Below are 26,683 nucleotides of genomic sequence, written 5' to 3'. Positions count from 1 at the left end.
ATGAGCAGAGCCAAGATTGCGATGAGCGGCGTCAACGAGATCAGGTCGACCTTCCTCGATTACTTCAAGGCGAACGGCCATGAGGTGGTGCCGTCGAGCCCGCTCGTGCCGCGCAACGACCCGACCTTGATGTTCGCCAATTCCGGCATGGTGCAGTTCAAGAACGTCTTCACCGGCCAGGAGAAGCGCCCTTACGCGCGCGCCACCACGGCGCAGAAATGCGTCCGCGCCGGCGGCAAGCACAACGATCTCGACAATGTCGGCTACACCGCCCGCCACCACACCTTCTTCGAGATGCTGGGGAACTTCTCCTTCGGCGACTATTTCAAGGAACAGGCGATCACCCATGCCTGGACCCTGGTCACGCGCGAATTCGGACTGCCCAAGGAAAAGCTGACCGTCACGGTCTACTCCGAAGACGACGAGGCGTACACGCTCTGGAAGAAGATCGCCGGCCTGCCGGATTCGCGCATCATCCGGATCGCGACCTCCGACAATTTCTGGCGCATGGGCGACATCGGCCCCTGCGGCCCGTGCTCCGAGATCTTCTACGACCATGGCGACCACATCCCCGGCGGCCCTCCGGGCTCGCCCGACGAGGATGGCGACCGCTTCATCGAGATCTGGAATCTCGTGTTCATGCAGTACGAGGAAGCGGCGGGTGGCATTCGCACCAACCTGCCCCGCCCCTCGATCGATACCGGCATGGGGTTGGAGCGCGTCGCCGCCGTGCTCCAGGGCACGCATGATAACTATTCGATCGACCTGTTCGCGACGCTGATCCGCACCATCGCCGATCTCACCAACGTCCCCTCGGACGGGCCGATGAGCGCGAGCCATCGCGTCATCGCCGACCATCTGCGCTGCTCCGCCTTCCTGATCGCCGACGGCGTGCTGCCCTCGAACGAGGGCCGCGGCTATGTGCTGCGCCGGATCATGCGCCGCGGCATGCGCCATGCGCAGCTGCTCGGCGCCAAGGACCCGCTGATGCACAGGCTGGTGCCGGCGCTGGTGCGCGAGATGGGCCAGGCCTATCCCGAGCTGATCCGGGCCGAGGCGCTGATCAGCGAAACGCTGAAGCTCGAGGAGAGCCGCTTCCGCACCACGCTGGCGCGCGGCCTGTCGATCCTCGACCAGGAAACGCAGGCGCTGGGTTCCGGCGACAAGCTGAAAGGCGACGTCGCCTTCACCCTCTACGACACCTATGGCTTCCCGCTCGACCTGACCCAGGATGCTTTGCGCGCCCGCGGTGTCGGCGTCGACATCGAGGGCTTCGACGCGGCGATGGCGCAGCAGAAGGCCAAGGCGCGCGCTGCCTGGGCCGGCACCGGCGAGGCCGCGACCGAGACGCTCTGGTTCCCGCTGCGCGAGCGCGTCGGCGCAACCGAGTTCCTCGGCTACGATACCGAGAGCGCCGAGGGCGTGGTCACCGCTCTGGTCAAGGGCAATGCCGAGGTCACGACGCTGAAGGAAGGCGAGAGCGGCATCGTCATCCTCAACCAGACGCCGTTCTATGCCGAATCCGGCGGTCAGGTCGGCGATACCGGCAGCCTTGTCGGCAACGGCTTCAAGGCCGAGGTGACCGATGTCCTGAAGAAGCTCGGCGATGTCTTCGCCCATCAGGTCAAGGTCGTCTCCGGCGAGATCGGGATCGGCAAGCCGGCCGAGCTGACGGTTGAGCATGGCCGGCGCGGCGGCATCCGCGCCAACCATTCAGCGACCCATCTGCTGCACGAGGCGCTGCGGCGCGTGCTCGGCGACCATGTCGCGCAGAAGGGCTCGCTGGTGCAGCCCGAACGCCTGCGCTTCGACTTCAGCCATCCCAAGCCGATCTCGCGCGAGGAATTGGCCAGGGTCGAGGAGATGGCGAACCGGCTGGTGCTGCAGAACGAGCCCATCGTCACCAAGCTGATGTCGGTCGACGACGCCATCGCTTCGGGCGCACGGGCGCTGTTCGGCGAGAAATATGGCGACGAGGTCCGCGTGGTGTCGATGGGCACCGACCGTGACTCCAACACGCCAAAAACCTTCTCGGTCGAGCTCTGCGGCGGCACCCATGCCAGCCGCACCGGCGATATCGGTCTGGTCACTGTCCTGTCCGAGGCCGGCGTCGCAGCCGGTGTGCGTCGGCTCGAGGCGCTCACCGGCGAGGCGGCGCGCCGTCACCTGCGCGAGGAGAGCGTCGCGCTCGACGAGATGGCCGGGCTGCTGAAGGCACCGATCGCCGAACTCCCGGCGCGCGTCGCGACACTGGTCGAGGAGCGCCGCAAGCTCGAACGCGAGCTCAGCGAAGCGCGCAAAAAGCTCGCCATGGGTGGCGGCGGCGAAGCGAGCGATCCGATCCGCGAGGTCGCCGGTGCCAGGCTGCTGGCGCGCGCCGTCACCGGCGTCGAGATGAAGGACCTGAAGAGCCTGGTCGATGAGGCCAAGACCCGCGTCGGCTCCGGCGTCGTCGCCATCGTCGGCGTCGCCGAGGACGGCAAGGCCGGCGTCGTCGTCGGCGTCACGCCCGATTTGACCGAGCGTTTCGATGCGGTCGCTTTGGTGCGCGCAGCGTCGGAGCGCCTCGGCGGCAAGGGCGGCGGCGGCCGTCGCGACATGGCCCAGGCCGGTGGCCCCGACGGCGCGCAGGCGCAGGCCGCGCTCGACGCCGTCGCCGACGCGATGGGCTGAGACGATCATGACGCCCGCCCCGCAGCCTGGCATGAGCTGGCGGCGGCGGGCGCATCTGATCATCGACCGCGGCGCCGGCGACGATCTTTCGGCCAGGCTCGTCCATGGCGGGCTGGTCACCCTGATCGTCGTCAACATCGCGGCGCTGGTGCTGGAATCGGTGCCGAGCCTCGCCGCTGCCCATGGCCGGGCGTTCTACTGGATCGAGCTCGTCTCGGCCGTGCTGTTCACGCTCGAATATGCGGTTCGGCTCTGGACCTCGCCCGAGCATGCGCGCTATCGCGACCAGAGCGACTGGGCGGCGCGGCGCGCTTATGCGCTGTCGCCACCGGCTTTGCTCGACTTTCTCGCGACGGTGCCGCTCTATACCGCCCTGCTCGGCTATGGCGATCTCAAGATCCTGCTGCTCTTCCGCCTGCTGCGCTTCTTCAAGCTCGGCCGCTATTCGCCCGGCATGGCCTCGCTCGGGGCCGCACTGCATGCCGAGCGAAAGGCGCTCGTCGCCTGCGTCGTCATCCTGATCGGCGCCATGCTGCTCTCGGCGACCGCGATGCATTTCGTCGAGCACGACGTCCAGCCTGAGAAGTTCGGCACCATTCCCGACGCGATGTGGTGGGCGATCGTGACGCTGACCACGGTCGGCTACGGCGATGCGTTTCCAATCAGCCCGCTCGGCAAGATCGTCGCTTCGCTGACCGCCGTGATGGGCCTCGTCATGCTGGCGCTGCCGGTCGGCATCATCGCCACCGCCTTCGCCCAGGAGATCCACCGGCGTGAATTCGTCGTCACCTGGAGCATGCTCGCACGCGTGCCCCTGTTCAGCGGCCTCAACGCCGCCGAGATCGCCGAGATCATGCATGCGCTGCGTGCCCGCACCGTGCGCGGCGGCGGCACCGTGCTCCGCCCGCATGAGCCGGCCCACTCGCTCTATTTCGTCGCCAGCGGCGAGGTCGAGCTCATCGCGGCCGATGGCAGCCGGCGGCTCGACGAGGGTTGCTTCTTCGGCGAGCTCGTTCTTGGTGAGATCGCGCCGGCAGAGGGCGGCATCGCAGCGCGCGCAACCGTCGCGACCAAGCTCCTCATCCTAGACCCCGCCGATTTCCGCCTGCTCATGCTGCGCCAGCCGGAGCTGGCCGCCCGCCTCCACCAGCTCGCCGTGGGATGATGATCCTCCGCCGCACAGTCTTGGCCTTGCTTCTCTGCGCAGGCAGCCCCGCCATGGCCCAGCAGCCGCGGCCGCAGCGCCCGCCGCAGGGTCCGAGCCTGTCGGCCCCCCGCACGCTGATGGCCGGCGCTATGGCCACCGCTTTCGTCAGCCGCGCCCCGGCCAATGCCCGCCTCGCCATCAGCAGGCCGACCGACCCCGCGGAAGCGGCCATCGTCGCCGCGCCGCTCGGCCAGGTCTCGGTGCTGTCGCTGCCGGCGCCGGGCGAGGTCGGCACCTTCGAACTGCGCCTGCTCGGCGAGAGCGAGGGCAAGCCGGTCATCCTTCTGCGCCAGCCGCTCCTGACGACAGCGCCGAGCGCGACGCTCGCCGCTCCCGTCCGCGTCGCGCGTGGCAATCCCCTGCCCGTGCGCGGCATCGGCCCGAATGGCGACCGCGACCGCGTCGTCCTGGTCAAGCCCGATGGACCGCCCGAGGCGCAAGGTCCGAACTTCTTTCCGGCCGAGAATGTCGAGAGCACGCTGGAGGCCCCGGCCGAGCCCGGCACCTACGAATTGCGCTATGTGATGGACGCGCCGCTCACCGGCCCGCGCGTGCTGGCCCGGCGCGAGGTCGTGGTCGAATAGCGCGATCCTGGTCGGGATGCCGGCGCGCCACGTCGAGGCGCTCATCTGACGGCGGAACCTTCCTTTCTCTATCCAGTTCTCCCTGATATAAAATAAATATCAACGGTCTGGGGCTTGCCTCTCAAATGGGACATGAGATGGCTAATACGGCTCCCATCCGAAAAAAGACGGTCTCGGGTAAAAGCCGGGCGCGTGGCACTCAGCGTCCTGCGGCCACCGATCCCCAGAGCGCGAACCCTGACGAGAGCGACGGCGCCGCCTTCCCGATCGTCGGCATCGGCATGTCGGCGGGTGGCCTCGAGGTCGCGACCGAGTTCCTGAAGGCGATGCCGCCCGATAGCGGCATGGGTTTCGTGATCGTCCAGCACCTCGAGCCCACGCGAAAAAGCCTGCTTGCCGAGCTGCTCGGCAGACATACGGACATGCCTGTCATCGAGGTCGAGGACGGGATGGCGGTCCAGGCCAACCATGTCTATGTGATCGTCCCCGCGCAGACGCTTTTGATCGAAGACGGAATACTGCGGCTCCGGGAGCCGGCCGAGCCGCGCGGCCGGCGCCATCCGATCGACCACTTCTTTACTGCACTTGCCAAGGACCGGAAGACCGGTTCGATCGCGGTGGTGATGAGCGGCGCCGGCAGCAACGGCTCCGCCGGCATCCAGGACATCAAGCTCTCGGGTGGCATGTGCATCGCGCAAACGCCCGAGACCGCGAAGTTCGACAGCATGCCGCGGCATGCGATCGCCTCGGGCGCGGTCGACTACGTGCTCACACCCGACGAGATGCCGGCGGCACTGATGCGCTACGCGCAGCACCCCTACATCGAGGGTGACGCCACCGAGGTGATCGCCGGTGCATCGGAATCGAGCTTCGGTGACGTGCTGACGCTCATCCGCGCGCGCAGCGGCCACGATTTTCGCCAGTACAAGCGCACGACGCTGACGCGGCGGACGCACCGGCGGATGGGACTGGCCGGGCTGGACTCGTTCGATGACTATTTGCTGAAGCTCCGCGACGATCCCGCCGAATTGCAGGCGCTCGTCCGCGACATGATGATCAATGTCACCGGCTTCTTCCGCGATCCCGAAGCGTGGGATGCACTCGACCGCGATGTCATCGGGCCGCTTGTCCAACGGGCAGCGCCCGACCAGGCCATTCGCGCCTGGGTTCCCGCCTGCTCGACGGGCGAGGAAGCCTATACGATCGCGATGCTGCTGGCCGAGCATGCCGAAACGGCTGAAAAGGGCCTGCAGCTCAAGATTTTCGCCACCGATCTTGCCGACAACAATCTCGCGGCCGCGCGCCGCGGCGTCTATCCCGGCAGCATGGTCGAGAGCCTCTCTTCGGACCGCCTCGATCGGTTCTTCGAGAAGACCGGCGAAAGCTATCGCATCAAGCGCGAGATTCGCGAAACCGTCGTCTTTGCGCCGCAAAATCTGCTCGTCGACCCGCCTTACTCGAAGATGGACCTCGTGAGCTGTCGCAACCTGCTCATCTATCTCGACGCTGACGGGCAAAATCGCGTCCTGTCGCTCGCGCATTTCGCGCTGCGCGAAGGCGGCTACTTGTTTCTTGGCAACGCTGAATCGGTCGGGCAGCGCGATCATCTGTTCTCGATCGTGTCGAAGCGTTGGCGCATCTACCAGAGGAGCGGCGGATCTAAAGCTGTCGATCTTCCGATCTGGCCGCCGGTTCAGGCGCAGGAACGCGAGCGCGCCAAACCAAAGCTCGCCGACGTCACGGTCCAGGCGCTTGCCGATCGTTTTGGCCCCGCCTCGGTGGTCATCGACCGCCACTACCGGATCCAGCATTTTCACGGAACGACCGTGGATTACCTGACGCAGCCGCCTGGCGCGCCGACACTCGATCTGATGGCGATGGCGCGCGATGGACTGGCATTGGCGATACGCCGCGCGGTGAAGCAGGTGCTCGAGGACAACGAAGCCGCGAAATCCGTGGCAACTCGCGCCAAAACCGGCCGGGTCGAGGTCACTGCCAGCCCGCTTGGCGGCCGCAACGGCGACGGGCTGATACTTGTCAGCTTTTCGCCAGCCCGGAAGGGCCCTGAAAGCCGCCCCGCCGCTTCGAGAACGAAGAAAGCGAAGCCCGAGCAGGAACGCGACTACGACGACGAGCTCAGGGAGGCGCGCGAGGAGCTTCAGGCAATCGTCGAGGAATATGAAACGGCGAATGAGGAGCTGAAGGCCGCAAATGAGGAGGCCACCAGCGTCAACGAGGAACTCCAGGCGACCAATGAGGAGCTTGAATCGTCCAAAGAGGAACTACAGTCGCTCAATGAGGAGCTCAACGCGGTCAACACCGAGCTTGAGCACAAGGTGGCCGAGCTCGACGAGACCGGCGATGATCTTCGCAATCTGCTGTCAGGCAACGACATCGCGACGATTTTCCTCGACACACATACGCGGATAAAATGGTACACGCCCGCGGTGAGCCGACTGTTCGACGTGATCGATGCCGATATCGGGCGGCCGATCGCCAATCTCGCGCAGAAGTTCGTCGATGGCGATCTCGTCGGCAAAGCGCGCGAGGCGATAGACAAGCTTGCCATGTCCGAAGAGACGATTCGTGCCGATAATGGCCGTTCCTATTCGCTTCGCGTGCAGCCTTATCGCACCGGCGACAACCGTATCGCTGGCGCGGTTGCGAGTTTCGTCGATGTAACCGAACTGGAACGATCGCAATCCCACATCGCCGAGGCGCGTGACTATGCCCAGGCGATCGTGCGGACGGTCCATGACCCGATGATTGTGCTGGATGGTGGTCTGCGCGTTCAATCGGCCAATCCGGCCTTCTACCAATATTTTCAGGTCGACGCGAAGGAGACCGAGGGACGTCGCGTGTACGAGCTGGGCGACGGCCAATGGGACATCCCGGCGCTTCGCAAGCTGCTCGGTGACTTGCTGCCGACGGCGGGCTGGATCGCCGATTTCGGGGTGGAACATGACTTTCCACAAATCGGCCGCCGCTGGATGGCGCTGAATGCCCAGCGGATCCTCGGCTACGGCGACCGACCCGATTTTATTTTGCTGGCATTCAACGATATGACAGAGCGAAAGCAGGCAGAGCTGCATCGCGAGATGCTTATCGCCGAGCTCAGCCACCGGGTGAAGAATTCGCTCATGGTGGTTCAGTCGTTGGCAGCTCAGACGCTCAGCAGCAGCGGAACGGTCGAGGAATTCGGCAAAGCCTTTACCGGCCGCCTCCAGGCGCTCGGCCGCGCGCACGACATCGCGTTGAAGGGCGGCTTTCGGCATGTCGCGCTGGGTCGCATCGTCGGCCAGGCGCTCGAGCCGTTCAGGATCAATGGCCGCATCGAGATTGCCGAAGGCCCGCTCGTCGACTTCGAGCCGGTCGTAAGCCAATCGCTGACGTTGATGCTGCACGAGCTGGCGACCAACGCGCTCAAATACGGCGCGTTGTCGACCGACGCCGGCTTGGTTTCGATTGGTTGGCGCATCGAGACGAACGGCGGTAACCCGCGCTTTGAACTTACCTGGACGGAAAGTGGCGGACCGGCTGTGTCTGCGCCTGGTCGGGTCGGCCAGGGAACCCGCTTCATCAAGGGAAGCGTGCGCCACGAGCTGCGGGGTGAGGCAATCCTCGATTTCCGGCCCGAGGGACTTCTTGCGACCATTGCTTTTCCCCTCAAGGATGCAGTGAACGCGACAAGCGCGATCGCACCCGGCGAGGAGTCGTAGGATGTCTGCTGATCCATCGCCCGGCGCAGAGCGCCGCATCCTCGTCGTCGAAGACGAATATCTGATCGCCGAATACATCACCGTGACGCTCGAAGATCTGGGCTATGTGGTCGTGGGCCCGGCGCCGACGGTTCCCGCGGCGATCGCGACGATCGCTAGTGAGCGCATGGATGCCGTCCTCCTCGACGCCAATCTCGCCGGAACGAGCAGCGCCCCCATCGCCGCGGAGCTCGCCGATCGTGGTATACCGTTCGTCGTAGTGACCGGGTACGGCACCCTTGATCTCGCCACTGACGCGCTGCAATCCGCTCCACGGATCAATAAACCCTTCACCCCTGCCGATATCGCCGCGATCCTGGCCAAGCTTCTAACGCCCTAGGAGACGGTTCAACCGCTGGACCTTGCAGGCCCAGGCTCTGGCGCTGTCCCAGCGCTATCCCGAGGCGAGATTGCGGTCATGGGCCGTCTGCCCAGCCACCGGCCATACACAAAAAAGCCCGGCCAGACCGGCCGGGCTTCGTGTCGCGGACAAGTCGCGGGCCGCTTACGCGGCCATCGCCTTGCGCAGGTTCTCGCTGACCTTGTCGAGGAAGCCGGTGGTCGAGAGGAACTTCTGGTCGGGGCCGACCAAGAGCGCCAGGTCCTTGGTCATGTCGCCGGCCTCGACGGTATCGACCGTGACCTTCTCGAGCAGGCTGGCGAACTTGGCGAGCTCGGCGTTGTCGTCGAGCTTGGCGCGGTGGCTGAGGCCACGCGACCAGGCGAAGATCGAGGCGATCGAGTTGGTCGAGGTCTCCTTGCCCTTCTGGTGCTCGCGATAATGGCGGGTCACCGTGCCGTGGGCGGCTTCGGCCTCGACGGTCTTGCCATCCGGCGTCATCAGCACCGAGGTCATCAGGCCGAGCGAGCCGAAGCCCTGCGCCACCGTGTCGGACTGCACGTCGCCATCGTAGTTCTTGCAGGCCCAGACATAGCCGCCCGACCACTTCATCGCCGACGCCACCATGTCGTCGATCAGACGGTGCTCATAGGTGATGCCGAGCTTGTCGAACTCGGCCTTGAACTCGTTCTGGTAGGTCTCCTCGAAGATGTCCTTGAAGCGTCCGTCATAGGTCTTGAGGATGGTGTTCTTCGTCGAGAGATAGACCGGGTACTTGCGCAGCAGGCCATAGTTAAGCGAGGCCCGGGCGAAGTCGCGGATCGAGTCGTCGAGGTTGTACATCGCCATGGCGACGCCGGCCTCGGGAGCCTTGAAGACCTCCTTCTCGATGACGTTGCCGTCCTCGCCGACGAACTTGATCGAGAGCGTGCCCTTGCCGGGGAACTTGAAGTCGGTCGCGCGATACTGGTCGCCATAGGCATGGCGGCCGATGACGATCGGCTGGGTCCAGCCCGGCACCAGGCGCGGGACGTTCTTGCAGATGATCGGCTCGCGGAAGATCACGCCGCCGAGGATGTTGCGGATCGTGCCGTTCGGCGACTTCCACATCGACTTGAGGTTGAATTCCTTCACGCGCCCTTCGTCGGGCGTGATCGTGGCGCACTTCACTGCGACGCCGTGCTTCTTGGTGGCGTTGGCGGCGTCGATCGTGACCTGATCGTCGGTCGCGTCGCGGTTCTCGACCGAGAGGTCGTAATAATCGAGTTCGAGATCGAGATAGGGGAAGATCAGCGTGTCCTTGATCTTCTGCCAGATGATGCGGGTCATCTCGTCGCCGTCCATGTCGACGACCGGGTTGGCGACCTTGATCTTGCTCATGTGATACGACCCCTGCTCTGGCCAGTCTGGAACGATTGCAGGCAACAGCATAACCGCTGCCGCCGGCCCGCGCGCTTCCTAGCGGGTTCCGCTCCAAGGGGGAAGCCGGCCTTTTGGGCAACACTCAGCGAGCAAGCAACCCTGCCGATCGCGCGGACGCAGGGCGCCCCGTCCTCCGGCGCAGTTGGCAACTCTGCGAACCGATTTAGATTGGAGGCATGACAGTCTCCTCCTCCCCCCTCGCCCTCGTCACCGGTGGCACCCGCGGTATCGGCGCCGGCACTGCGCTCGCGCTTGCTCAGGCCGGCTACCAGGTCCTCGCCACCGGCCTCACCGAGGACGAGGTCGCGGCCACGCCCGCCCATGCCGCGATCCGCCATGCCAGGCTCGATGTCACCAGTGATGCGCAGGTGGCAGCGATCGTCGCTGCTTGCGAGCGCATCGACGCGCTGGTCAACTGCGCCGGCATGATCCAGCGCGGCGGCAAGGAGTTCGAGATCGAGGCCTTCCGGCTGACGATCGAGGTCAATCTCACCGGCACGATGCGGATGTGCCTGGCGGCGAAGGAGAAGCTCGCGCTCGCCAAGGGCGCGATCGTCAACACCGCCTCGATGCTGACCTTCCACGGCTCGGCCTATGCGCCGGGCTATTCGGCCTCGAAGGGCGGCGTCGGCCAGTTGACCAAGTCGCTCGCTGCCGCCTGGGCGCAGGACGGCATCCGCGTCAACGCCGTCGCGCCGGGCTGGATCGCGACCGAACTGACCAAGCCCCTCGTCGAGGATGCGGCGCGCTCCGCGCCGATCCTGTCGCGTACGCCGATGAACCGCTGGGGCGATCCGAGCGATGTCGGCGGCGCGGTGCTGTTCCTGCTCTCTGACGCCGCCCGCTTCGTCACCGGCGCGGTCCTGCCGGTCGACGGCGGCTATCTCGCCGTCTGACAGCACGTAGAAAAGATCGAAACACCAGCGGCATGGCCGCGTTTCCTGAATCAGCCGCCCAGCCAGCTGAATCAGGAACTCAAGCGGAGGAAATAACGATGAACACGGTCAGCCCGGTCCCCGTCCAGGTCAGCTCCGAAGAGCGCTGGACCCCCTATCGGCACCCGCAGCCGAAGGATTCCCCGCCGGAGCTGATCGTGCCGAACGTCATCCCCGAGGACGAGCGTGTCTGGGTGCCGGTCGACGACAATGTCTGGTTCCGGCCCTTGTGCCTCTCGGTGACGCGCGGCTACTGGATGAACCTGTTGCGCGTGCGCCGCGCCGGCGTCCTCTCGCGCCATCGCCATCCCCAGCCGGTGCACGGCTATGTGCTGAAGGGCAAGTGGCGCTATCTCGAACATGACTGGGTCGCGACCGAAGGCTCCTATGTCTACGAGGCGCCGGGCGAGACCCATACCTTGGTGGTCGATCCCGATGTCGAGGAGATGATCACCATGTTCCAGGTCAACGGCGCGATGATCTATGTCGACCCGGACGGCAAGTGCCTCGGCTATGACGACGTTTTCACCCGGCTCGACAAATGCCGGGCGCATTACGCGACCAACGGGCTCGGGGCCGACTACGCCGATCAGTTCATTCGCTGATCAGCGCCCGAGCTTCGCCAGTTCGACGGCGGCGCGCAGCTCGATATGGGCGAGCACCTCGTCGAGGCGTGGATCGTCGGTCGCCTCGCGCCGCGCCGACAGCATCGCCTTCAGCCGCTCGAGCTCGGAGACCTGCACCCGTCCCGCCAGTAGCGCGGCCTTGAGCTGATCAAGTCCGTCAAGGAGATCGTGACCGCGGCGGGCCTGACGCCGCTTGCGCTCCTGACCGTCTTCCTCGGCCTGGACCGCGAGCAGCCCGTCGAGCGAGCCGGCATGGCTGACGGACGTGCCCTGCGCGGTCGCCGTGCTTTCGCGCGTCGGCAGGCGGAAACTCGAGTTGCTCGTCGACCCGCTACGGCTCGTCGGGCCGGTCGAAGAAATAGGGCTGCGCTGGTCGATGCGGATCATCACGCTCTCGCAAGGTCGGCCCGAAAAGGCGCTGAACGGACGCTGCCTGACCCATATCCTTGTGCCGGCAACGTGGTTAACGACCGGTAAATCACCCGGCAGGATTTGCCGGGCGGCAGCTTTGCGCCGGCGACCGCTCCCAATCTCATCAGGCCACCTATCTCTAAAAGCCTGATTAAAAAGCGTTTTCATTTTCTCCTGAACTGGCACGCTCCTCGCAACGGGCTGGCGACATCAGATTGACCCCGGTGCCAAATGCCTCGCCCCTTTCGCCTCCGCCATTTGCTGACGTCGCTTGCAGCGCTGCTGCTGGCCGGCGCCGCCATGGCGGCTGATCCCGCCCCGGCGGGACCTGCGGGCCCGGCCGGTCGCAGCGGCAATGGCACCAATAACGGCCCGGCGCGCAGCGGCGCGGCCGAGGCTGGCGCCACGCGAACCGCCTTTGCCGGTAGCGGCGGCATGGGAACCGCACTCTCGCGCATCAAGGATCTCGCCTCGGTCGAGGGCGTGCGCAGCAACCAGATCCTCGGCTACGGCATCGTCGTCGGCCTCAACGGTACCGGCGACACGCTCAACAACGCCCCTTTCACCAAGCAGTCGCTGACGGCGATGCTGGAGCGCCTCGGCGTCAACACCCGCGGCGCCAGCATGCGTACGGCGAACGTCGCAGCGGTGATGATCACCGCCAATCTGCCACCCTTCGCCGTCCAGGGCACGCGGCTCGACGTCACGGTCTCGGCACTGGGCGACGCCAAGTCGCTGCAGGGCGGCACCTTGCTTGCCACCCCGCTGCTCGGCGCCGATGGCGAGGTCTATGCCGTCTCGCAGGGGCCTGTCGCGATCTCCGGCTTCTCGGCCGAGGCCGAGGCCGCCAAGATCACGCGCGGCGTCCCGACCGTCGGACGGATCGCCAATGGTGGCCTGATCGAGCGCGAGATCGATTTTGCCCTCAACAAGCTGAAGACGCTGCGCCTGTCGCTGCGCAATCCCGACCTGACCACCGCGCGCCGCATCGCCGCCGCGATCAACGACTTCATCGGCGGCGACGCGGCCGAGCCGACCGACCCCTCGACAGTCGTGTTGCAGATCCCGGCGCGTTTCCAGGGCAACATGATCCGGATGCTCACCGATATCGAGCAGCTCCGGGTCGAGCCCGACCAAGGCGCCCGCGTCGTCATAGACGAGCGCTCCGGCATCATCGTGATGGGCAAGGACGTGCGCGTCTCGACCGTCGCCGTCGCCCAGGGCAACCTGACCGTTACGATCTCCGAGGAGCCGCAGGTCAGCCAGCCCAACGAGTTCGGCAATGGTCGGACGGTCGTGGTCCCGCGCAGCAACGTCAAAGTCGACACCGAGGGCACCAACAAGCTCGCTCTGGTCAAGGAGAGCGTGACCCTGCGCGAACTCGTCGACGGGCTCAACGCGCTCGGCCTCGGCCCGCGCGACCTTCTCTCCATCCTGCAAGCCATCAAGGCAGCCGGCGCGCTGCAAGCCGACATCGAGGTGATGTAATGACTGCCATCCTCGCCGCCCCTGCTGCCAAGCTCGCCATCGGCGCCGCCGTCAATCTCGCCGGCGGCATCGCCGACGCGCTGAGCTCGCAGAACAGTAAGGCGAAGAAGACCGCCGCCGATTTCGAGACCGTCTTCCTCGAGAACTTCACCCAGACCATGATGAGTTCGAGCGGGACCGAGGGTCCTCTCGGCGAGAATGGCGTCGGCGGCGATGTCTGGCGCTCCATGCTGACGCAGGAATATGCCAAGCAGATGCAGCGGGCCGGCGGCGTCGGCCTCTCCGACCAGATCATGCGCGACCTGATCCAGGTCCAGGCGGGCGCGTCGGCCACCGGACGGGCGGGAGCCGACAATGGTTGAGCGCCTGCGCGTCGTCGACGAGCGCCCGCGCGTCTCGAACGCCGTCGAGGCCGAGACGCTGATCGAAGCCGTTATGGAGACGCTCGGCGCCCTCTCCCATGTCGTCGGCGAGGAGACCGGCCTGGTCAAGGCGGGCCGCCTCAAGGACGCGATGGAGCGCGAGACACGCAAGGCCGAGCTCGCCGGCGTCTACATGAAGGGCGTCGAGCAGATCAAGCTGAACGCCGTTGCTCTCGCCCGCTTCGCGCCGGAGAAGGTCAAGCGCCTGAAGAACGCGCACCTTGCCTTCCAGGACCTGATCGACCTCAACCAGACTGTGCTGGCGACCGCACGCGCAATTTCGGAATCGATCATGCGCGACCTCGCGACCGACACCAACCGCCAGAACAGGGCGCCGGGCTACGGGCCGACTGCGACCGTCGGCGCCGGAGTCTTCGCCCGGCCCAATGCCGGCCCCCTGGTGGTTTCGAAGAGTCTGTAAGAATCGTACAACCAAGAAAAGCGTTGCGACAGCTGCGGCATAGCCAACTCACAGCATGTCGAGAGCGGGCCATTTCATAGTTAATCTGCGCGACGACTCGACGGAACGGGCATTAACCCTTTCTGGGCGCAAAAAATGCGCCGGATGCACTGCAATTTACCAATTTCCCTAACGGCAGATTCAACTCTCTGCTGCATGGTCTCACGCTTGGAAGAAGTCCGCCCTTGCGAGAGGAGTCCAGAATGGATTTCGGCGCGACACCCAAGACGTTCGCGACCGGTGCCGTCCAGGCGACGATTCGCACCGACATTTCCGTCCAGAACGGCGCGACGCCGGTCGATCTCCCTCCGGAGAAGACCGTCCGCTCGATCGCGGCTGGCGAACCGGTCCAGCTCGACATCCGTGCCCGCGCCGAGGAGCGTCGCTCCGACGCGCAGCGCCAGCAGAGCACGCAGGACGAGACGACGCAGCAGCGCCGCTTCGATGAACAGCGCCGCGAGCAGAATCTGCGCGACGTGATCGATCGCCGGATCGAGATCGATCCGAAGACGCGCAGCATCGTACTGCGCAAGACGGATCGCGATACCGGCGAGGTCATCGAGCAGCTTCCGGACGAGACGCTGCTGAAGCTGCGCGCCCTCTCGCGCGAGATCATCGAGCGCGGCCGGGACACTGCCAACCAGCAGCACGAGGTCGAGCGCATCGCCTGAGCGCCTGCACTTTCAGCCGCCTGTACTTTTCCAGCCGCCGTCGACGAGACCCGTCGCCGGCGGCTTTTCCTTGTCCGGGACATCGCTGAGCGAAGCCTGCAGACCGGCTCGCACCGGCACCTCGTGACATTTGGTTAACCACGCCGCGGCTTTGCCCAATTCGCGAGCAATTGGCCGAGCCGAATTTACCAGCTGTTACGAGATCGGGCCCGATGGTCCACGGGTCGCGGCCAGGACGGCCCCGACGCCAGAAGGCATCTGACCAGAAGGGTTTTCCAACATGGCCACCGTTTCTCTTTCTTCCGGCGTGCGTAGCGCCCTCTCCTCGCTCGGCTCCACCAAGACCGAAGCCCAGCAGGCCCAGTTCCGTCTCGCCACCGGCAAGAAGGTCAACTCGGCTGTCGACAACCCGGTCAACTTCTTCACCGCTTCGGGCCTGAACGACCGCGCCGGTCAGCTGACCGACCTGCTCGACGGCATTTCCAACGGCGTCCAGACCATTCAGGCCGCCTCGAAGGGTCTCGACTCGATCACCAGCCTGGTCAAGTCGCTGCAGTCGACCGTCAAGCAGGCCCAGAACGACGCCGCCTCGAACCGTCCCAAGGTCACGTCGAACGTCGCCGGCGGTCTCGCCACGACGGCGGAAGCCACCTTGCGCAATTCGTCCCAGCGCGAGGCTGCTCTCAACAAGCTGGTTATCGATGACAACGGCGTCACCGCCAACACCGCGACTGCTGGCTATCAAGGTAACCTCGGCGTCGCCACCGCCGGCGCAGGCACCAACGCCGTCCAGATCCAGGCCGGCAACACCACCTACTCGTTCAGCTTCGACGGCACGACGACGCTGCGCGATCTCGTCAACAACATCAACTCCTCCGGCATCGCCACGGCCTCGGTCGGCAATGACGGTCAGCTCACCGTCACTGGCTCCGGCTCCGACGCGCTGACCATCGAAGCCGGCACCCTGAACGCCGGCGTCTTCGCCGCTGTCGCCGGCGACAACACGGCGTTGTTCGGCACCGCCGACAACACCGCCGTCGTCGCCAGCGGCAACTCCGCCGTCCGCACCACCCTGGTCAAGCAGTTCAACGACCTGCGCGACCAGATCGACGGCCTCGCCAAGGACGCCGGCTTCAACGGCATCAACCTGCTCGGCGGCGACAAGCTCTCGATCACGTTCAACGAGAAGACCGGCGCCAACAAGAACAAGCTCGACGTCCAGGGCGAGACGGTTACTGCCACCAATCTCGGCATCGGCAGCGCTGTCGACGGTACCGCGACCGGCAACGACTATAACATTCAGAACGATACCGATCTGGCCAAGGCCGCTGACGCCCTGACCAACGTGCTGACCTCGCTGCGCGCCACTTCGTCCTCGCTCGGCTCGCAGCTCTCGGTCGTCGAGACCCGCCAGAACTTCACCAAGGATATGGTGAACACCCTGACCGCGGGCGCCGACAACCTGACGCTGGCCGACACCAACGAGGAAGGCGCCAAGCTGCTCGCCCTGCAGACCCGCCAGCAGCTGTCGCAGACGGCTCTGTCGCTGTCGAACCAGGCCGATCAGGCAGTCCTGCGCCTGTTCTGATCCTTCGTCCGCAGAAGCGGGCAAGCCTACAGGATGTGGGCCGAAGTCAAGGAAGCGGCGGAGCGAAAGCTCCGCCGCTTCCATTTTAACGGCTTGAGCCACCCTTTAACCAATTATTAGCCTTAACAAATGATGATCGGTCCAGATCAAACCGAACGGCGTCGAATCGCGCTTTCAGGGGACCGAAGATGGCGAACACGATCCTTACAGCCGGCGTCCGGCAGAACCTCCTGACCCTGCAGCAGACCACCGCCGAGCAGGGCGCGATCCAGAACCGCCTCGCAACCGGCCGGAAGGTCAATTCCGCGATCGACAACCCGGTCAACTATTTCACATCGCTCGGCCTGAACGACCGGGCCGGCCAGCTGACCGACCTGCTCGACGGCATCTCCAACGGCATCCAGACCATCCAGGCCGCCTCGAAGGGCATCGACTCGATCACAAACCTGGTCAAATCGCTGCAGTCGACGATCAAGCAGGCCCAAAACGATGCCGCCGCCAACCGTCCCAAGGTGACGTCCAACGTCGCCGGCGGTCTCGCCACGACGGCGGAAGCCACTTTGCGCAATTCGTCCCAGCGTGAGACTGCTCTCAACAAGCTGGTTATCGATGGCAACGGCGTCACCGCCAACACGGCGACTGCCGGCTACCAGGGCAACCTCGGCGTCGCTGCGGCCGGCGCCGGCAGCAACGCCGTCCAGATCCAGGCCGGTAACACCACCTACACGTTCAGCTTCGACGGCACGACGACGCTGCGCGATCTCGTCAACAACATCAACGCGTCCGGTATCGCCACGGCCTCGGTCGGCAATGACGGTCAGCTCACCGTCACCGGCACCGGCTCCGACGCGCTGACCATCGAAGCCGGCACCCTGAACGCCGGCGTCTTCGCCGCTGTCGCCGGCGACAACACGGCGTTGTTCGGCACCGCCGACAACACCGCCATCACCGCCAGCGGCAACTCCGCCGTCCGCACCACCCTGGTCAAGCAGTTCAACGACCTGCGCGACCAGATCGACGACCTCGCCCAGGACGCCGGCTTCAACGGCATCAACCTGCTCGGCGGCGACCAGCTGTCGATCACGTTCAACGAGAAGACCGGCGCCAACAAGAACAAGCTCGACGTCCAGGGCGAAACCATCTCCGCGACCAATCTCGGCATCGGTCGAGCGATCGACGGCGGAGTGCCGACCGGAAACGACTACGATATCCAGAACGACAACGACCTGGGCCGAGCCGCCGACGCCCTGACCAACGTGCTGACCTCACTGCGCGCCACCGCTTCGCAGCTCGGCTCGCAGCTTTCGGTCGTCCAGACCCGCCAGGATTTCACCAAGAATATCGTCAACACCTTGAAGATCGGCGCCGACAACCTCGTCCTCGCCGACTCGAACGAGGAAGGCGCCAAGCTGCTCGCGCTCAACACCCGCCAGCAGCTCTCGCAGACGGCGCTGTCGCTGGCCTCGCAGGCCGACCAGGGCGTGCTGCGCCTCTTCGGCTGATCCGCCCGCGCACAGCCCCTCCCCTCCAGCCAGAAGGCAGGATCGACATGGCCCTCAAGGTCGAGCTCAAGCCGAACGAGCGCATCATCATCGGCTCGGTTGTCATTCGCAACGACGAGCAGCGCACCCGCTTCTTCATCGAGGGCGAGGCGCCGATTCTGCGCGAGAAGGACATCCTCACCGCAGCCAGCGCCGACACGCCGGCCAAGAAGATCTATCTCTCCATCCAGCTCATGTACCTCGCCGGCGACGCGACGCACGGGCATGAGGTCTACTTCCAGCTCGTGCGCGATTTCGTCGAGGCAGCGCCGAGCAGCCTTTCGCATGTTCACGAGATCAATAACCGCATCTTAAGCGGTGATCTCTACAAGGCGTTGAAGGCTGCAAAGACGCTGATCGCTTACGAGGCGGACCTGATCGAGAATGCAAAACGCATTTAATGCCTATGCCGCTGCCGCAAAGTCGGCCCAGACCACGGCCACCCCGCGCGAGCTCGAAGCCTCGCTCCTGATCAAGGCGGCCACCCGGCTGCAATCCATCGCTGACGACTGGGACGGCCGCGCCAGGGAACTGGACGGAGCCCTCGGCTACAACCGCAAGCTCTGGACCCTGCTGGTTTCGGCAGTGATCAAGGAAGACAACCCCCTGCCGGTCGACATCAAGCGCAACATCCTGGGGCTGGCCAACTTCATCTTCAACCAGACTTTCCGGATCGCTGCCAATCCTGGGCCGCAGAGCCTTGCCGTGCTGGTCAGCATCAATCGCGATCTCGCCGCCGGCCTGCGCGGCCGCTGAGCGCCCTCAGATCCCCTTGATATGCAGAAACGCCGCCCGAACATCTCGGGCGGCGTTTTCTTGTCGGGAAGCGCGACGCTTCTACGGCGGATTCCGATCGGATTGCCCTGGCTTGGTCGGCCCCGGTTTCAGGTCAGATAATTCGTCAGCGACAGCTTCGACAGGATCGATGTCGTCTGGTAGCTCGCCTGCAGCTGGGTCTGCAACGCCAGGATCTGCGCCGCGACCTCCTCCGTCGTGACATTCTCGACGCCGTCCAGTGTCGTCGCCAGATAGTCCTTGGTGCTGGTATGGCGCTCTTTCGCCTGGGTCAGGGCGGTCTGCGCCGATCCCAGTTCCACGATAATCTCCGACGGCTTCTGGGTTCCGTCAGGAAAGCCCAGCTGCTCGCGGGTCCGCTGCGTCAGCGCGTCGTAGCGATCGGCCGAGGTCGTGTCGGTGGCCGGGAAGGTCTCGGCCGCCAGCACCGCGAACTGCGCCAGCCCGATCTTGAACGCCTCCTCGTTGGCGCGGGCACCCGTGCCGACGACCTGGCCCTGATCGGCCTGCACGCTCGCAGTGGCGCGTGCCGAACCAGCGGCATCATCGCCCTTGTACCAGATCACCGTATTGGCCGCCGTGCCCGGCGCTGGGGCTGCCGTCGCGGTCTCGAAGGGCGGTCCCGGTACCCTGAGCGGCGGATTGCTCGGGCTGCCGTTGAAGAAGTCCTTCGCCGCAACCTGCGCGGACGATGCCGACAACGTCGTCTTGGCCTCGTTCGAGAGCGCGGCGGAGATTGCGGCCCGCAGATTCGCGGCCGTGGCGGCGTTGTTGGGACCGATCTCGAAGGTTTCATGCGGCTTGCCTGTCGTCGTCGCGTCGCGCACGGTCAGGACGATCTCCTCCTGCGTGCCGTCGGGCAGGTCGAGCTTGATCTTCAGGGTCTCGCCAGCGAGCGGCGTGCCGACGACATTGACCGCGACATCGGCCGGCGGACCGGCCGTGTAAGTCGTGGTCAGCGCCGCCGAGTTTGTCGAGGCAGCTGCAATCTTGAAGCCGTAAGGCGGATCACCCGCCTCTTCCGTGATGGTCGCGGAGGTGCCCGCCCCGCCCGCCGTGAGGCGCCCCATGCCGGTGGTGCCGAGATCGGCGAGCTTGCGCTCGGCGATGAGCTGCTTCAGCCCGGCGCGAGTCGCGTCGCCATCCATGATCAGTGAAAAGCCCTCGACCGGCTCGACATCGCTGGTGCGGCCCGAGAACAGGTAGCGGCCGTTCACATCGGTGTTCAGCATGTCGAGGACCTGCTTGAACTTCTCTTCGGCCAGCACCTGCGGCGCCGAGCGGCCGGTCGAGCTCGGCAGATAGCTGCCGGGCCGCGCATCGCTCTTCATTTCGTTAACGAGCTTGGTGAAGTTCTCGACCGATTTCGTCATCAGCTTGAGATTGACGTCGGCGCGCTGGATGCCGGTGAGGTAACCATCGAGCGTCGAGAGCTTGTTGTTGAGGTCGAGGCTCGTGCCGCGATCCATGCCGAGATCGGCGAAAGTCTCCGACCTCTTCTTGGTCACGAGCTGGCGCTGCAGGTCGTCGAGCTGCGAGCGGCTCGCGACGAACTGGTTCGGCTTGGCGAGACGGTAGGCGCCGGTGCCGGTTGCGGTGATGGTCATTGGCTATCCCCTCACAGTCTCAGCAGCACGTCGAGCAACTCCTTGACGGTGGAGATGACGCGTGCGTTGGCGGCGTAGGCGCTCTGGAGCTCGATCAAGGTCGACATTTCCTGGTCGACATTGACCTTGGTGTCTTCGAGAAAGCGGCTCTGCACCGCCGAGAAGGCGACCTGCTGGCCCTCGTCGAGGCGCTTGGCCTGCTCACTCGCCTGGCCCTGCCCGGCGACCACGCGCTGGACGAGGCTCGAGACCGTCCCAGTAGAGGTCGCGGCCGAGCCGTCGAAGCCGGTCGCATTGGTGAAGCTGCGCTGGCTCGAGGTCAGGCGGTCCAGGAGAAATTTCGGCCGGGTCGTGTCGCCCTGCGGCGTTGCCGGGCTGGTATTGAAGACGACCAGGCGGGAGCGGTCGGCGATCAGGTCGGGATTGACGGTGATGCGCGAGGCGAAGCCAGCCGACTGAGCCCCGCCCTCATAGGAACCGGTATAGACGCCGTTGTTGCGGCCATCGACGAAGAAGGGCAGTTCGCCCGTGCCGCCGGTCAGCGAGGTCTGGGTCGGGCGGGCGGTCAGGCCGACGACATCGCGGGTCGCGCCGGCGCCGTCATCGACGATGCGCAGCACCGAGCCGGTGTTCGAGACGGTGAAGCCGGGACCGATAGCCGCCTGCATCTGCGCTGCGACCGAGGCCGGCCCGCCTGAGAAGTCGATGCCGATGACGCGGTTGTTGGCGTCGCCCTGCGCCGAGGCCGGCAGCGGCAGAGAGGCCGCCGACTCGACGCGGACGAAGGTGAAGCGCTGCGTCTGCCCGCCGGGCGTGACCTTGTAGTCGAGCGTCACCGAATTGCCGGACTGCAGCCCCGCGAGGTCGACGTCGAAGCCGGTCGCGGCGCCGGCAGTCACCGCCGTGCCGGCGATCTCACGGTCGGAGAGCGCACTCGAGAGCTGGGCGGCGATCTCGTCGAGCTGCTTTTGCGCCTGAACCAGCGTCTTGTCGCGCAATTCGACCAGCGCGCCGATCTCGCCGGACCGGAAAGTGTTGTTGGCGATGGCGTCGAAGCCGTTGCCGTTCAGGTCCCGGGCGACGATCGTGCCGACGCTGCGCTGGGCCGGATCGCTGCTCCACTGGGATTGCGGCCCGATATTGGCGCGCGCATCAAACTCGAACTTGACTGTCGGGCGGCCGTCGAAGAGCTGCGTGCCCGAGGCGGTGGTGATGTTGATCGCGCCGTTCGGCCGCTCGTCCGTGCGGATTTCGACGTATTGCGACAGCTCGGAGACGATCCGGTCGCGCTGGTCGCGCAGGTCCGCCGTGCCGGAGGTCTGCTGGGCGTTGACGATGCGCGCGTTGACGTTGGTCAGCTGGTCGAGCAGCTCGTTGACCCGGGTCACTCCCGCGCCGATGCCGGCCTCGGCTTGGGCCCGCTGCTGCTGAACGCCCTCCGACAGGCCGCGCAGGCGGCTGGCGAGCTGGCTCGCCGCATCGAGCACCGCAGTGCGGTTCGTGTAGGAAGACGGGTCGTTCTGCAGCGCCTGCAGCGAGCTGGTGAAGCTGCTGTACATCGAGTCCAGCGCCGTCTTGCTGCCCGGCGCGCCGTAGAGCTGGTCGAGATTGGCGAAGACCTGGGCGCGGGTCGAGGTATAGGCCGCGCCCGAGCTCTCCTGCAGCAGCTGGTGCTGGACGATGCGGTCGAGCAGGCGCTGGACGTTCGGATTGCTGACCCCGACTGTGCCGCCGGAGATCGAATCGACGCTCGAGACATTGCGCCGGACATAGCCGGGCGTGCCGGCATTGGCGATGTTCTGCGAAACGACGCCGATGCCGATCTGCGCGCTGTTCAGCCCGGAAATGGCGGTGCCGAGCGAAGTGCTGAGACCCATCGTCAACTCCTGTCGTTCTGGCCCGACCCTTCTGGGCCGTCAGGCTATGCTGCGCTCAGCGGATGATATTGAAGACGTCGCGCAGCATCTCCTGCGCCGTGGAGATCACCTTGGTGTTGGCCGAATAGGCCTGCTGGGTGACGATCATCTTCGAGAACTCGTCTGCGATGTCGGTATTGGACTGCTCGACGTTGCCGCCGATCAGCGCCGCGGTGCCGAGGCCGACGATCGGAGCGCCAGACTCGATCGTCTCCTCGAAGGCGCCGCCATCGAGACGTTTCAGCGCATTGCCGGCGTTGAAGCGGGCGACCGCGATCTGCGCCAGCGCCACGACCTGGCCGTTGCTGAAGGTGCCGATCACCTGGCCCTCGTTCGAGATCGAGACCCGGTCGAGCGTGCCGGCGGTGTAGCCGTTCTGGCGGATGCTGCGGGCGTCGATCTGGCCGCTGGTGTCGCCGTTCTGGGTCAGGCTGGTGCCGTTGGTGACGATGCTGATCGGCGCGGTGGCGGGAGAGATGGCGTTTCCGCCGATCGTCATGGGCGGGATCGTGATGTTGCCACTGGCCGGAAACGTCATCTTGCCTGTGTTGTCGAAGGTGACGTTGGTGTTGACGTTGCGATAGGCGACGGTCGCGCCGGTCGCGCCGGTATTCTCGGCGATGAACAGGTTCCAGGTATCGGCCACCGCCGGCGGGCCTGCCGCAGCATTGGAAATCTTGGCCCAGCGCAGCTCGACGCTCGTCGCCTTGCCGAGCGTATCGTAGACCGTGACCGAGCCGCCGGGAATCGAGCGATTGAGGAAGAGAGTGAGGTCGCTGCCGACGACGGTGCCGGTACCGCCCGGCGTGACGCCGGGGTTCGTGCCGAAGCCGGTACCTGCATTCAACAGCTCGGAGCCGGGAGTTGCCGTATTGGCCTGGTTTGTTTTCGGATAAGCCGGGATGTTGGCGCTGTATTCGATCTGGGTCGTCGCCTTGGCCGGGAACTGGTCCTTGGTGATGCGCAGCACATCGGGCTGGCTGCCGATGATCTGGCCGGTGACGGGGTCGATCTTCTGGCCCTTGAGGTAGTAGCCGGCGCCGTTGACGAGGTAGCCGTCGGCGTCGAAGTCGAAATCGCCGCGGCGGGTATAGAGATTGCTGTTGGCGAACTGGGTCGAGGCGCCGACGCCGCTCTGGCGCTGGTCGACCACGAAGAAGCCGTCGCCGTTGATCGCCGCATTGGTGTCGATGCGGGTGGCGTTGAGGTCGCCCTGGATCGTGTTGGTGGCGCGGCTATAGGAGGCGACCGAGCCGGCGATCTGCCGGTTCAGGGCCGAATCCGGCACCAGATCCGAGAAGCTGGTATCGACCCGCTTGAAGCCGGCGGTGCGCGAGTTCGCGATGTTGCCGGAGATATTTTCGAGGGCATAGGACTGGGCCTGCATGCCCGTCACCGCCGTCGTCAGCGCACTGAAAACACCCATCGCAACCTCACCTGGTCATCCGACCGGACAGCGCCCCCCATGGGCGGCATGTCGAACCGAGGCTGAGTTTGCACGGCCTGTGCCATGGCTGTATTTGAGCTATTTCAATGGCTTGGATGGTTTTCGAAAGGTTTCCAGACGATTCCGACCGGGCAGATTCGTCCACCGCCGGCAAATTCTGCCGAGCGGCGCCCTCATTCCGGAGCAGGCCGAAGGCCTGAGCCCGGAACCCATGAACACGGTGCTTCTCAAAAAGGGCGGATACGGCGGCGTCCGTTCCGGCAATGCCGGCGGATATGGATTCCGGGCTCGACGCTCCGCGTCGCCGGGATGACAGTGGGGGCTCAATCGCTCTTCCCGCCCCAGCCGGAAAGATCGCCGACGACATCCGACAACCCCGGCGGCTTTTCCTCGACGAAGGGCAGCGGGCGGCAGACCGCGATGGCGGCGAGCCCGATCCGGGCGGTCAGCAAGCCATTGAGCACGCCTTCGCCAAGCTTGGCCGAAAGCCGCGCCGCCAGCCCCTGGCCGAGCACCTGCTGGATGACGGCATCACCTGCCGCAATGCCACCGGTGACGACGAGATGGCCGAGCACCTGCCGCACCAGCCGGAGCAGACCGAGAGTGCCTGGGCGGCCGGCATAGACGGTGGCGATCGCCCGCAACAGCCGGGCACAGGCGACAAGCACGAAGACGACGTCGACCAGCGCCCGCGGGCTCACCGCGGTGACCAGCGAGACCCGCCGCGCCGCCTGCGCCACCTGCGCCTGCGCGAGCGCATCGAGCGGCGCGAGCAGGCTGCGCTCGGCGACGGTGAGCAGGTCGCGGGCGGCGAGCAATTGCGGCGTGTGGGCCGAGAGCTCCGCCCTGCCCTTCGCGGTTTCAGGCCGGCCGGCATAGAGCTTGTCGAGATCAACAGCGACGGCGCGCGCCTTGGCGAGATCGCTCTCGGCGAGAGCCATGACGGCGCGCTCGCGCAGCGCCTCGACCCGCCGCTCGCGCAGTATGTCGCGCAGCACGCGCAGCAGCATGACCAGCAGCGCCAGCGCCGCCACGCCGGCGCAGACCAGAGCCGCGATGCCGACGGCCGGGTTGAGGGCGAGCAGCCACCTGATCGTCTGCTCGGTCCAGACCGCGACGGAGAGCGCCAGCAGCCCCGACAGCGCCGCGACGAACAGGCTGCCCCAGCTGAAGCGGCGGCGCCTCGGCTGCACAGCCACTACGACCTCGGGTTCGATCGGCTCGACCTCGGGCACAACAGCGACCTCGCTGCGGCCGCCGAAGATGCCGTCCTCCGCGGACGCGTCCCGCGGATCGAGACGGATGGCGCGCGGCGCCTTGCTCATGCTCCCCCCTCCTTCACGCCAATCTGTCGCCGATCAGGAATTCAAGCGCCCGGTCGAGGCGGATCTGCGGCGGCGGCGCAAGGCGTCCGCCCGCATCGGGCTTGACCAGTGGCGGCCGGAAGCGCGGCGCCCGCACATGCCAGCGCGGCGAATCCGGATCGAAGATCGCCTCCGGCCGCTCCGGCAGATCGCCGGGAAAGATCGCGGCTTCAGCCTGGCCATCGAAGACCTCGCCGTCGACGACCTCGCCCGCTTCGGGCACGCCGGCGATGGCCGGCAGCTCCTCACGGCCCTCGCGGATGCGGACCTCACGCGTCGCGCGGATCGCGGCGAAGGCCATCGCCTCGATCTTCGCCCCCGCCCCCTGCGCCCGTGCCGCTGCACGGGCGACCAGATGCGACATCACCCCGGCGAGCCGGTCGTGACTGGTATGGTGGAGATGGTCGGCCTTGGTCGCGGCGAACAGCACCTTTTCGATCCGCGGCGCGAACAGGCTCGACAGAAGGCTGTTGCGACCGACCGCGAAGGCAGAGAGCGCCTGGCCGAGCGCGATCTCGAGATCGGCAAGCGCGGCAGGGCCGGCATCGAGCGCCGCCAGCGCGTCGACCAGCACGATCTGCCGGTCGAGTCTGGCGAAATGCTCGCGGAAGAACGGCCCGACCACGACACGCTTATAGGCCTCGAAGCGCTCGGCCATCAGCCCGGCAAGCGTACCAGCCTGCGGCTGCGCGCCCGGCGGCAGATCGAGCGGGGCGAAGGTCAGGGCCGGCGAGCCTTCGAGATCGCCCGGCATCAGGAAGCGGCCGGGCGGCGTCACCGCCACTGCCTCGGGATCGGCGCGCAAGGCAGCGAGATAGGTCTTGAAGACATCGCTGGCAGCCTCGGCGGCCAGTTCGTCCGCCGGTCCAGCCGGATCGCGCTGCTTCAAATCGTCGAGCCAGGGCGCGGCAATGGCGAGCCGATGCGCCTTGCGCGCATCCGCGACCGCCTGCGCCGACCACCCGGCATAATCCTGCCCGATCAGCGCGAGATCGAGCAGCCATTCGCCGGGATAGTCGACGATATCGAGGGTCAGCGTCGCCGGGCCCTTGAACCAGCCCTGCGCCCGCTCGTAGTCGATCTCGAGCCTGAGCTCCGAGATGCGCCGCGTCGAGTCCGGCCAGCGCCGATCCGGACCTGAAAGCGCGGCGCGATGCGCCTCGTAGGGAAAGCGCGGAATCTCGGGATCGGGCTGTGGCACCAGCCTGACCCGCGCGATCCGGCCCTCGGCCGAAGCCTTCAGCACCGGTAGCTTCGCGCTTTCGACCAGGTTCTGGATCAGCGCCGTGGTGAAGACCGTTTTCCCTGAGCGCGACAGGCCGGTGACGCCGATGCGTAGCCGCGGCCGCGCCAGCCCGAGCAGGCTGTCGCCAAAGGCGAGCGCGGCATTGCGCGCCTCGTCGAGATAGGAGCCGGACGCCATCAGGC

General features: G+C 66.0%; 22 protein-coding genes. 15 read left to right on the top strand and 7 right to left on the bottom strand.

Going from position 1 to position 26,683, the window contains the following annotated elements:
* Positions 1 to 21 precede the first annotated feature (21 nt).
* From alaS to B6S44_RS00335, 5 genes are all read left to right on the top strand, one after another.
* Positions 22 to 2,673: an alanine--tRNA ligase gene (gene alaS, locus B6S44_RS00355; protein ID WP_129155532.1), complete on the top strand. Its 2,652-nt coding sequence runs from the start codon at positions 22 to 24 to the stop codon at positions 2,671 to 2,673.
* A 7-nt stretch (positions 2,674 to 2,680) separates the two neighbouring features.
* Positions 2,681 to 3,838 carry a cyclic nucleotide-gated ion channel gene (locus tag B6S44_RS00350; RefSeq protein WP_248309376.1) on the top strand — a complete coding sequence of 386 codons (1,158 nt, stop codon included), beginning with the start codon at positions 2,681 to 2,683 and terminating at the stop codon, positions 3,836 to 3,838.
* Between the two features lie 53 nt (positions 3,839 to 3,891).
* Entirely contained in the window at positions 3,892 to 4,464 is a 573-nt protein-coding gene (locus B6S44_RS00345) for a hypothetical protein (RefSeq protein WP_129154828.1), read from the top strand.
* Between the two features lie 137 nt (positions 4,465 to 4,601).
* Positions 4,602 to 8,183, top strand: coding sequence for a chemotaxis protein CheB (locus tag B6S44_RS00340; RefSeq protein WP_164985662.1), 3,582 nt, complete (start codon positions 4,602 to 4,604; stop codon positions 8,181 to 8,183).
* Position 8,184: 1 nt separating this feature from the next.
* Complete coding sequence (locus B6S44_RS00335; protein WP_129154826.1) at positions 8,185 to 8,562, top strand: response regulator; 378 nt, start codon at positions 8,185 to 8,187, stop codon at positions 8,560 to 8,562.
* Between the two features lie 165 nt (positions 8,563 to 8,727).
* Here the strand turns inward: B6S44_RS00335 and B6S44_RS00330 are convergent, their stop codons facing one another.
* Positions 8,728 to 9,942: an NADP-dependent isocitrate dehydrogenase gene (locus B6S44_RS00330; protein ID WP_129154825.1), complete on the bottom strand. Its 1,215-nt coding sequence runs from the start codon at positions 9,940 to 9,942 to the stop codon at positions 8,728 to 8,730.
* A gap of 218 nt (positions 9,943 to 10,160) precedes the next feature.
* Between B6S44_RS00330 and B6S44_RS00325 the strand changes: the two genes are divergently transcribed.
* Together B6S44_RS00325 and B6S44_RS00320 are read left to right on the top strand one after the other, a co-directional pair.
* Positions 10,161 to 10,880, top strand: coding sequence for an SDR family NAD(P)-dependent oxidoreductase (locus B6S44_RS00325; RefSeq protein WP_129154824.1), 720 nt, complete (start codon positions 10,161 to 10,163; stop codon positions 10,878 to 10,880).
* A 98-nt stretch (positions 10,881 to 10,978) separates the two neighbouring features.
* Positions 10,979 to 11,524 (top strand): 2,4'-dihydroxyacetophenone dioxygenase family protein, encoded by a 546-nt coding sequence (locus tag B6S44_RS00320; protein ID WP_129154823.1) that lies wholly within the window; start codon positions 10,979 to 10,981, stop codon positions 11,522 to 11,524.
* Here B6S44_RS00320 and B6S44_RS00315 read toward each other — a convergent pair whose 3' ends face one another.
* The gene (locus tag B6S44_RS00315; protein WP_129154822.1) at positions 11,525 to 11,932 is read right to left on the bottom strand and encodes a flagellar assembly protein FliX; all 408 of its coding nucleotides are present in this window, start codon (positions 11,930 to 11,932) and stop codon (positions 11,525 to 11,527) included.
* A gap of 459 nt (positions 11,933 to 12,391) precedes the next feature.
* Between B6S44_RS00315 and B6S44_RS00310 the strand changes: the two genes are divergently transcribed.
* The 8 genes from B6S44_RS00310 to flaF all read left to right on the top strand — a co-directional run bounded on the left by B6S44_RS00310 (position 12,392) and on the right by flaF (position 18,882).
* Positions 12,392 to 13,444: a flagellar basal body P-ring protein FlgI gene (locus B6S44_RS00310; protein WP_129155530.1), complete on the top strand. Its 1,053-nt coding sequence runs from the start codon at positions 12,392 to 12,394 to the stop codon at positions 13,442 to 13,444.
* Positions 13,444 to 13,806, top strand: coding sequence for a rod-binding protein (locus tag B6S44_RS00305; protein WP_129154821.1), 363 nt, complete (start codon positions 13,444 to 13,446; stop codon positions 13,804 to 13,806). The genes B6S44_RS00310 and B6S44_RS00305 overlap by 1 nt, the downstream gene beginning before the upstream one ends.
* Positions 13,799 to 14,287, top strand: coding sequence for a hypothetical protein (locus B6S44_RS00300; protein ID WP_129154820.1), 489 nt, complete (start codon positions 13,799 to 13,801; stop codon positions 14,285 to 14,287). The genes B6S44_RS00305 and B6S44_RS00300 overlap by 8 nt, the downstream gene beginning before the upstream one ends.
* Before the next feature lie 242 nt (positions 14,288 to 14,529).
* Entirely contained in the window at positions 14,530 to 14,997 is a 468-nt protein-coding gene (locus B6S44_RS00295; protein WP_129154819.1) for a FlaG family protein, read from the top strand.
* A gap of 280 nt (positions 14,998 to 15,277) precedes the next feature.
* Entirely contained in the window at positions 15,278 to 16,585 is a 1,308-nt protein-coding gene (locus B6S44_RS00290; protein WP_129154818.1) for a flagellin N-terminal helical domain-containing protein, read from the top strand.
* A gap of 188 nt (positions 16,586 to 16,773) precedes the next feature.
* On the top strand, positions 16,774 to 18,087 hold the full coding sequence (locus B6S44_RS00285; RefSeq protein WP_129154817.1) for a flagellin N-terminal helical domain-containing protein: 1,314 nt from the start codon (positions 16,774 to 16,776) through the stop codon (positions 18,085 to 18,087).
* A gap of 47 nt (positions 18,088 to 18,134) precedes the next feature.
* Positions 18,135 to 18,527 (top strand): flagellar biosynthesis repressor FlbT, encoded by a 393-nt coding sequence (gene flbT / locus B6S44_RS00280; protein ID WP_129154816.1) that lies wholly within the window; start codon positions 18,135 to 18,137, stop codon positions 18,525 to 18,527.
* Positions 18,511 to 18,882, top strand: a complete 372-nt coding sequence (flaF, locus tag B6S44_RS00275; RefSeq protein ID WP_129154815.1) for a flagellar biosynthesis regulator FlaF — start codon at positions 18,511 to 18,513, stop codon at positions 18,880 to 18,882. The genes flbT and flaF overlap by 17 nt, the downstream gene beginning before the upstream one ends.
* A 128-nt stretch (positions 18,883 to 19,010) precedes the next feature.
* Here flaF and B6S44_RS00270 read toward each other — a convergent pair whose 3' ends face one another.
* The 5 genes from B6S44_RS00270 to B6S44_RS00250 all read right to left on the bottom strand — a co-directional run bounded on the left by B6S44_RS00270 (position 19,011) and on the right by B6S44_RS00250 (position 26,678).
* Complete coding sequence (locus tag B6S44_RS00270) at positions 19,011 to 20,528, bottom strand: flagellin (protein WP_129154814.1); 1,518 nt, start codon at positions 20,526 to 20,528, stop codon at positions 19,011 to 19,013.
* Between the two features lie 11 nt (positions 20,529 to 20,539).
* The gene (gene flgK, locus B6S44_RS00265; RefSeq protein WP_129154813.1) at positions 20,540 to 22,405 is read right to left on the bottom strand and encodes a flagellar hook-associated protein FlgK; all 1,866 of its coding nucleotides are present in this window, start codon (positions 22,403 to 22,405) and stop codon (positions 20,540 to 20,542) included.
* Between the two features lie 55 nt (positions 22,406 to 22,460).
* Entirely contained in the window at positions 22,461 to 23,870 is a 1,410-nt protein-coding gene (locus tag B6S44_RS00260; protein ID WP_129154812.1) for a flagellar hook protein FlgE, read from the bottom strand.
* Positions 23,871 to 24,214: 344 nt separating this feature from the next.
* On the bottom strand, positions 24,215 to 25,216 hold the full coding sequence (locus B6S44_RS00255) for a YcjF family protein (protein WP_129154811.1): 1,002 nt from the start codon (positions 25,214 to 25,216) through the stop codon (positions 24,215 to 24,217).
* Between the two features lie 13 nt (positions 25,217 to 25,229).
* Positions 25,230 to 26,678 carry a YcjX family GTP-binding protein gene (locus B6S44_RS00250; protein WP_129154810.1) on the bottom strand — a complete coding sequence of 483 codons (1,449 nt, stop codon included), beginning with the start codon at positions 26,676 to 26,678 and terminating at the stop codon, positions 25,230 to 25,232.
* Positions 26,679 to 26,683 lie beyond the last annotated feature (5 nt).

Origin of the sequence: Allobosea sp. Tri-44 (genome assembly GCF_004123845.1) — a bacterium.
GTDB lineage: Bacteria > Pseudomonadota > Alphaproteobacteria > Rhizobiales > Beijerinckiaceae > Allobosea.
This window is presented reverse-complemented; position numbering and strand designations above follow the sequence as displayed.

Excerpts from the sequence above, each read along its gene's own strand:
- alaS (WP_129155532.1), top strand. The coding sequence starts at position 22 with ATGAGCGGCGTCAACGAGATCAGGTCGACCTTCCTCGATTACTTCAAG.
- B6S44_RS00350 (WP_248309376.1), top strand. The coding sequence starts at position 2,681 with ATGACGCCCGCCCCGCAGCCTGGCATGAGCTGGCGGCGGCGGGCGCAT.
- B6S44_RS00345 (WP_129154828.1), top strand. The coding sequence starts at position 3,892 with ATGGCCCAGCAGCCGCGGCCGCAGCGCCCGCCGCAGGGTCCGAGCCTG.
- B6S44_RS00340 (WP_164985662.1), top strand. The coding sequence starts at position 4,602 with ATGGCTAATACGGCTCCCATCCGAAAAAAGACGGTCTCGGGTAAAAGC.
- B6S44_RS00335 (WP_129154826.1), top strand. The coding sequence starts at position 8,185 with ATGTCTGCTGATCCATCGCCCGGCGCAGAGCGCCGCATCCTCGTCGTC.
- B6S44_RS00330 (WP_129154825.1), bottom strand. The coding sequence starts at position 9,942 with ATGAGCAAGATCAAGGTCGCCAACCCGGTCGTCGACATGGACGGCGAC.
- B6S44_RS00325 (WP_129154824.1), top strand. The coding sequence starts at position 10,161 with ATGACAGTCTCCTCCTCCCCCCTCGCCCTCGTCACCGGTGGCACCCGC.
- B6S44_RS00320 (WP_129154823.1), top strand. The coding sequence starts at position 10,979 with ATGAACACGGTCAGCCCGGTCCCCGTCCAGGTCAGCTCCGAAGAGCGC.
- B6S44_RS00315 (WP_129154822.1), bottom strand. The coding sequence starts at position 11,932 with ATGATCCGCATCGACCAGCGCAGCCCTATTTCTTCGACCGGCCCGACG.
- B6S44_RS00310 (WP_129155530.1), top strand. The coding sequence starts at position 12,392 with ATGGGAACCGCACTCTCGCGCATCAAGGATCTCGCCTCGGTCGAGGGC.
- B6S44_RS00305 (WP_129154821.1), top strand. The coding sequence starts at position 13,444 with ATGACTGCCATCCTCGCCGCCCCTGCTGCCAAGCTCGCCATCGGCGCC.
- B6S44_RS00300 (WP_129154820.1), top strand. The coding sequence starts at position 13,799 with ATGGTTGAGCGCCTGCGCGTCGTCGACGAGCGCCCGCGCGTCTCGAAC.
- B6S44_RS00295 (WP_129154819.1), top strand. The coding sequence starts at position 14,530 with ATGGATTTCGGCGCGACACCCAAGACGTTCGCGACCGGTGCCGTCCAG.
- B6S44_RS00290 (WP_129154818.1), top strand. The coding sequence starts at position 15,278 with ATGGCCACCGTTTCTCTTTCTTCCGGCGTGCGTAGCGCCCTCTCCTCG.
- B6S44_RS00285 (WP_129154817.1), top strand. The coding sequence starts at position 16,774 with ATGGCGAACACGATCCTTACAGCCGGCGTCCGGCAGAACCTCCTGACC.
- flbT (WP_129154816.1), top strand. The coding sequence starts at position 18,135 with ATGGCCCTCAAGGTCGAGCTCAAGCCGAACGAGCGCATCATCATCGGC.
- flaF (WP_129154815.1), top strand. The coding sequence starts at position 18,511 with ATGCAAAACGCATTTAATGCCTATGCCGCTGCCGCAAAGTCGGCCCAG.
- B6S44_RS00270 (WP_129154814.1), bottom strand. The coding sequence starts at position 20,528 with ATGACCATCACCGCAACCGGCACCGGCGCCTACCGTCTCGCCAAGCCG.
- flgK (WP_129154813.1), bottom strand. The coding sequence starts at position 22,405 with ATGGGTCTCAGCACTTCGCTCGGCACCGCCATTTCCGGGCTGAACAGC.
- B6S44_RS00260 (WP_129154812.1), bottom strand. The coding sequence starts at position 23,870 with ATGGGTGTTTTCAGTGCGCTGACGACGGCGGTGACGGGCATGCAGGCC.
- B6S44_RS00255 (WP_129154811.1), bottom strand. The coding sequence starts at position 25,216 with ATGAGCAAGGCGCCGCGCGCCATCCGTCTCGATCCGCGGGACGCGTCC.
- B6S44_RS00250 (WP_129154810.1), bottom strand. The coding sequence starts at position 26,678 with ATGGCGTCCGGCTCCTATCTCGACGAGGCGCGCAATGCCGCGCTCGCC.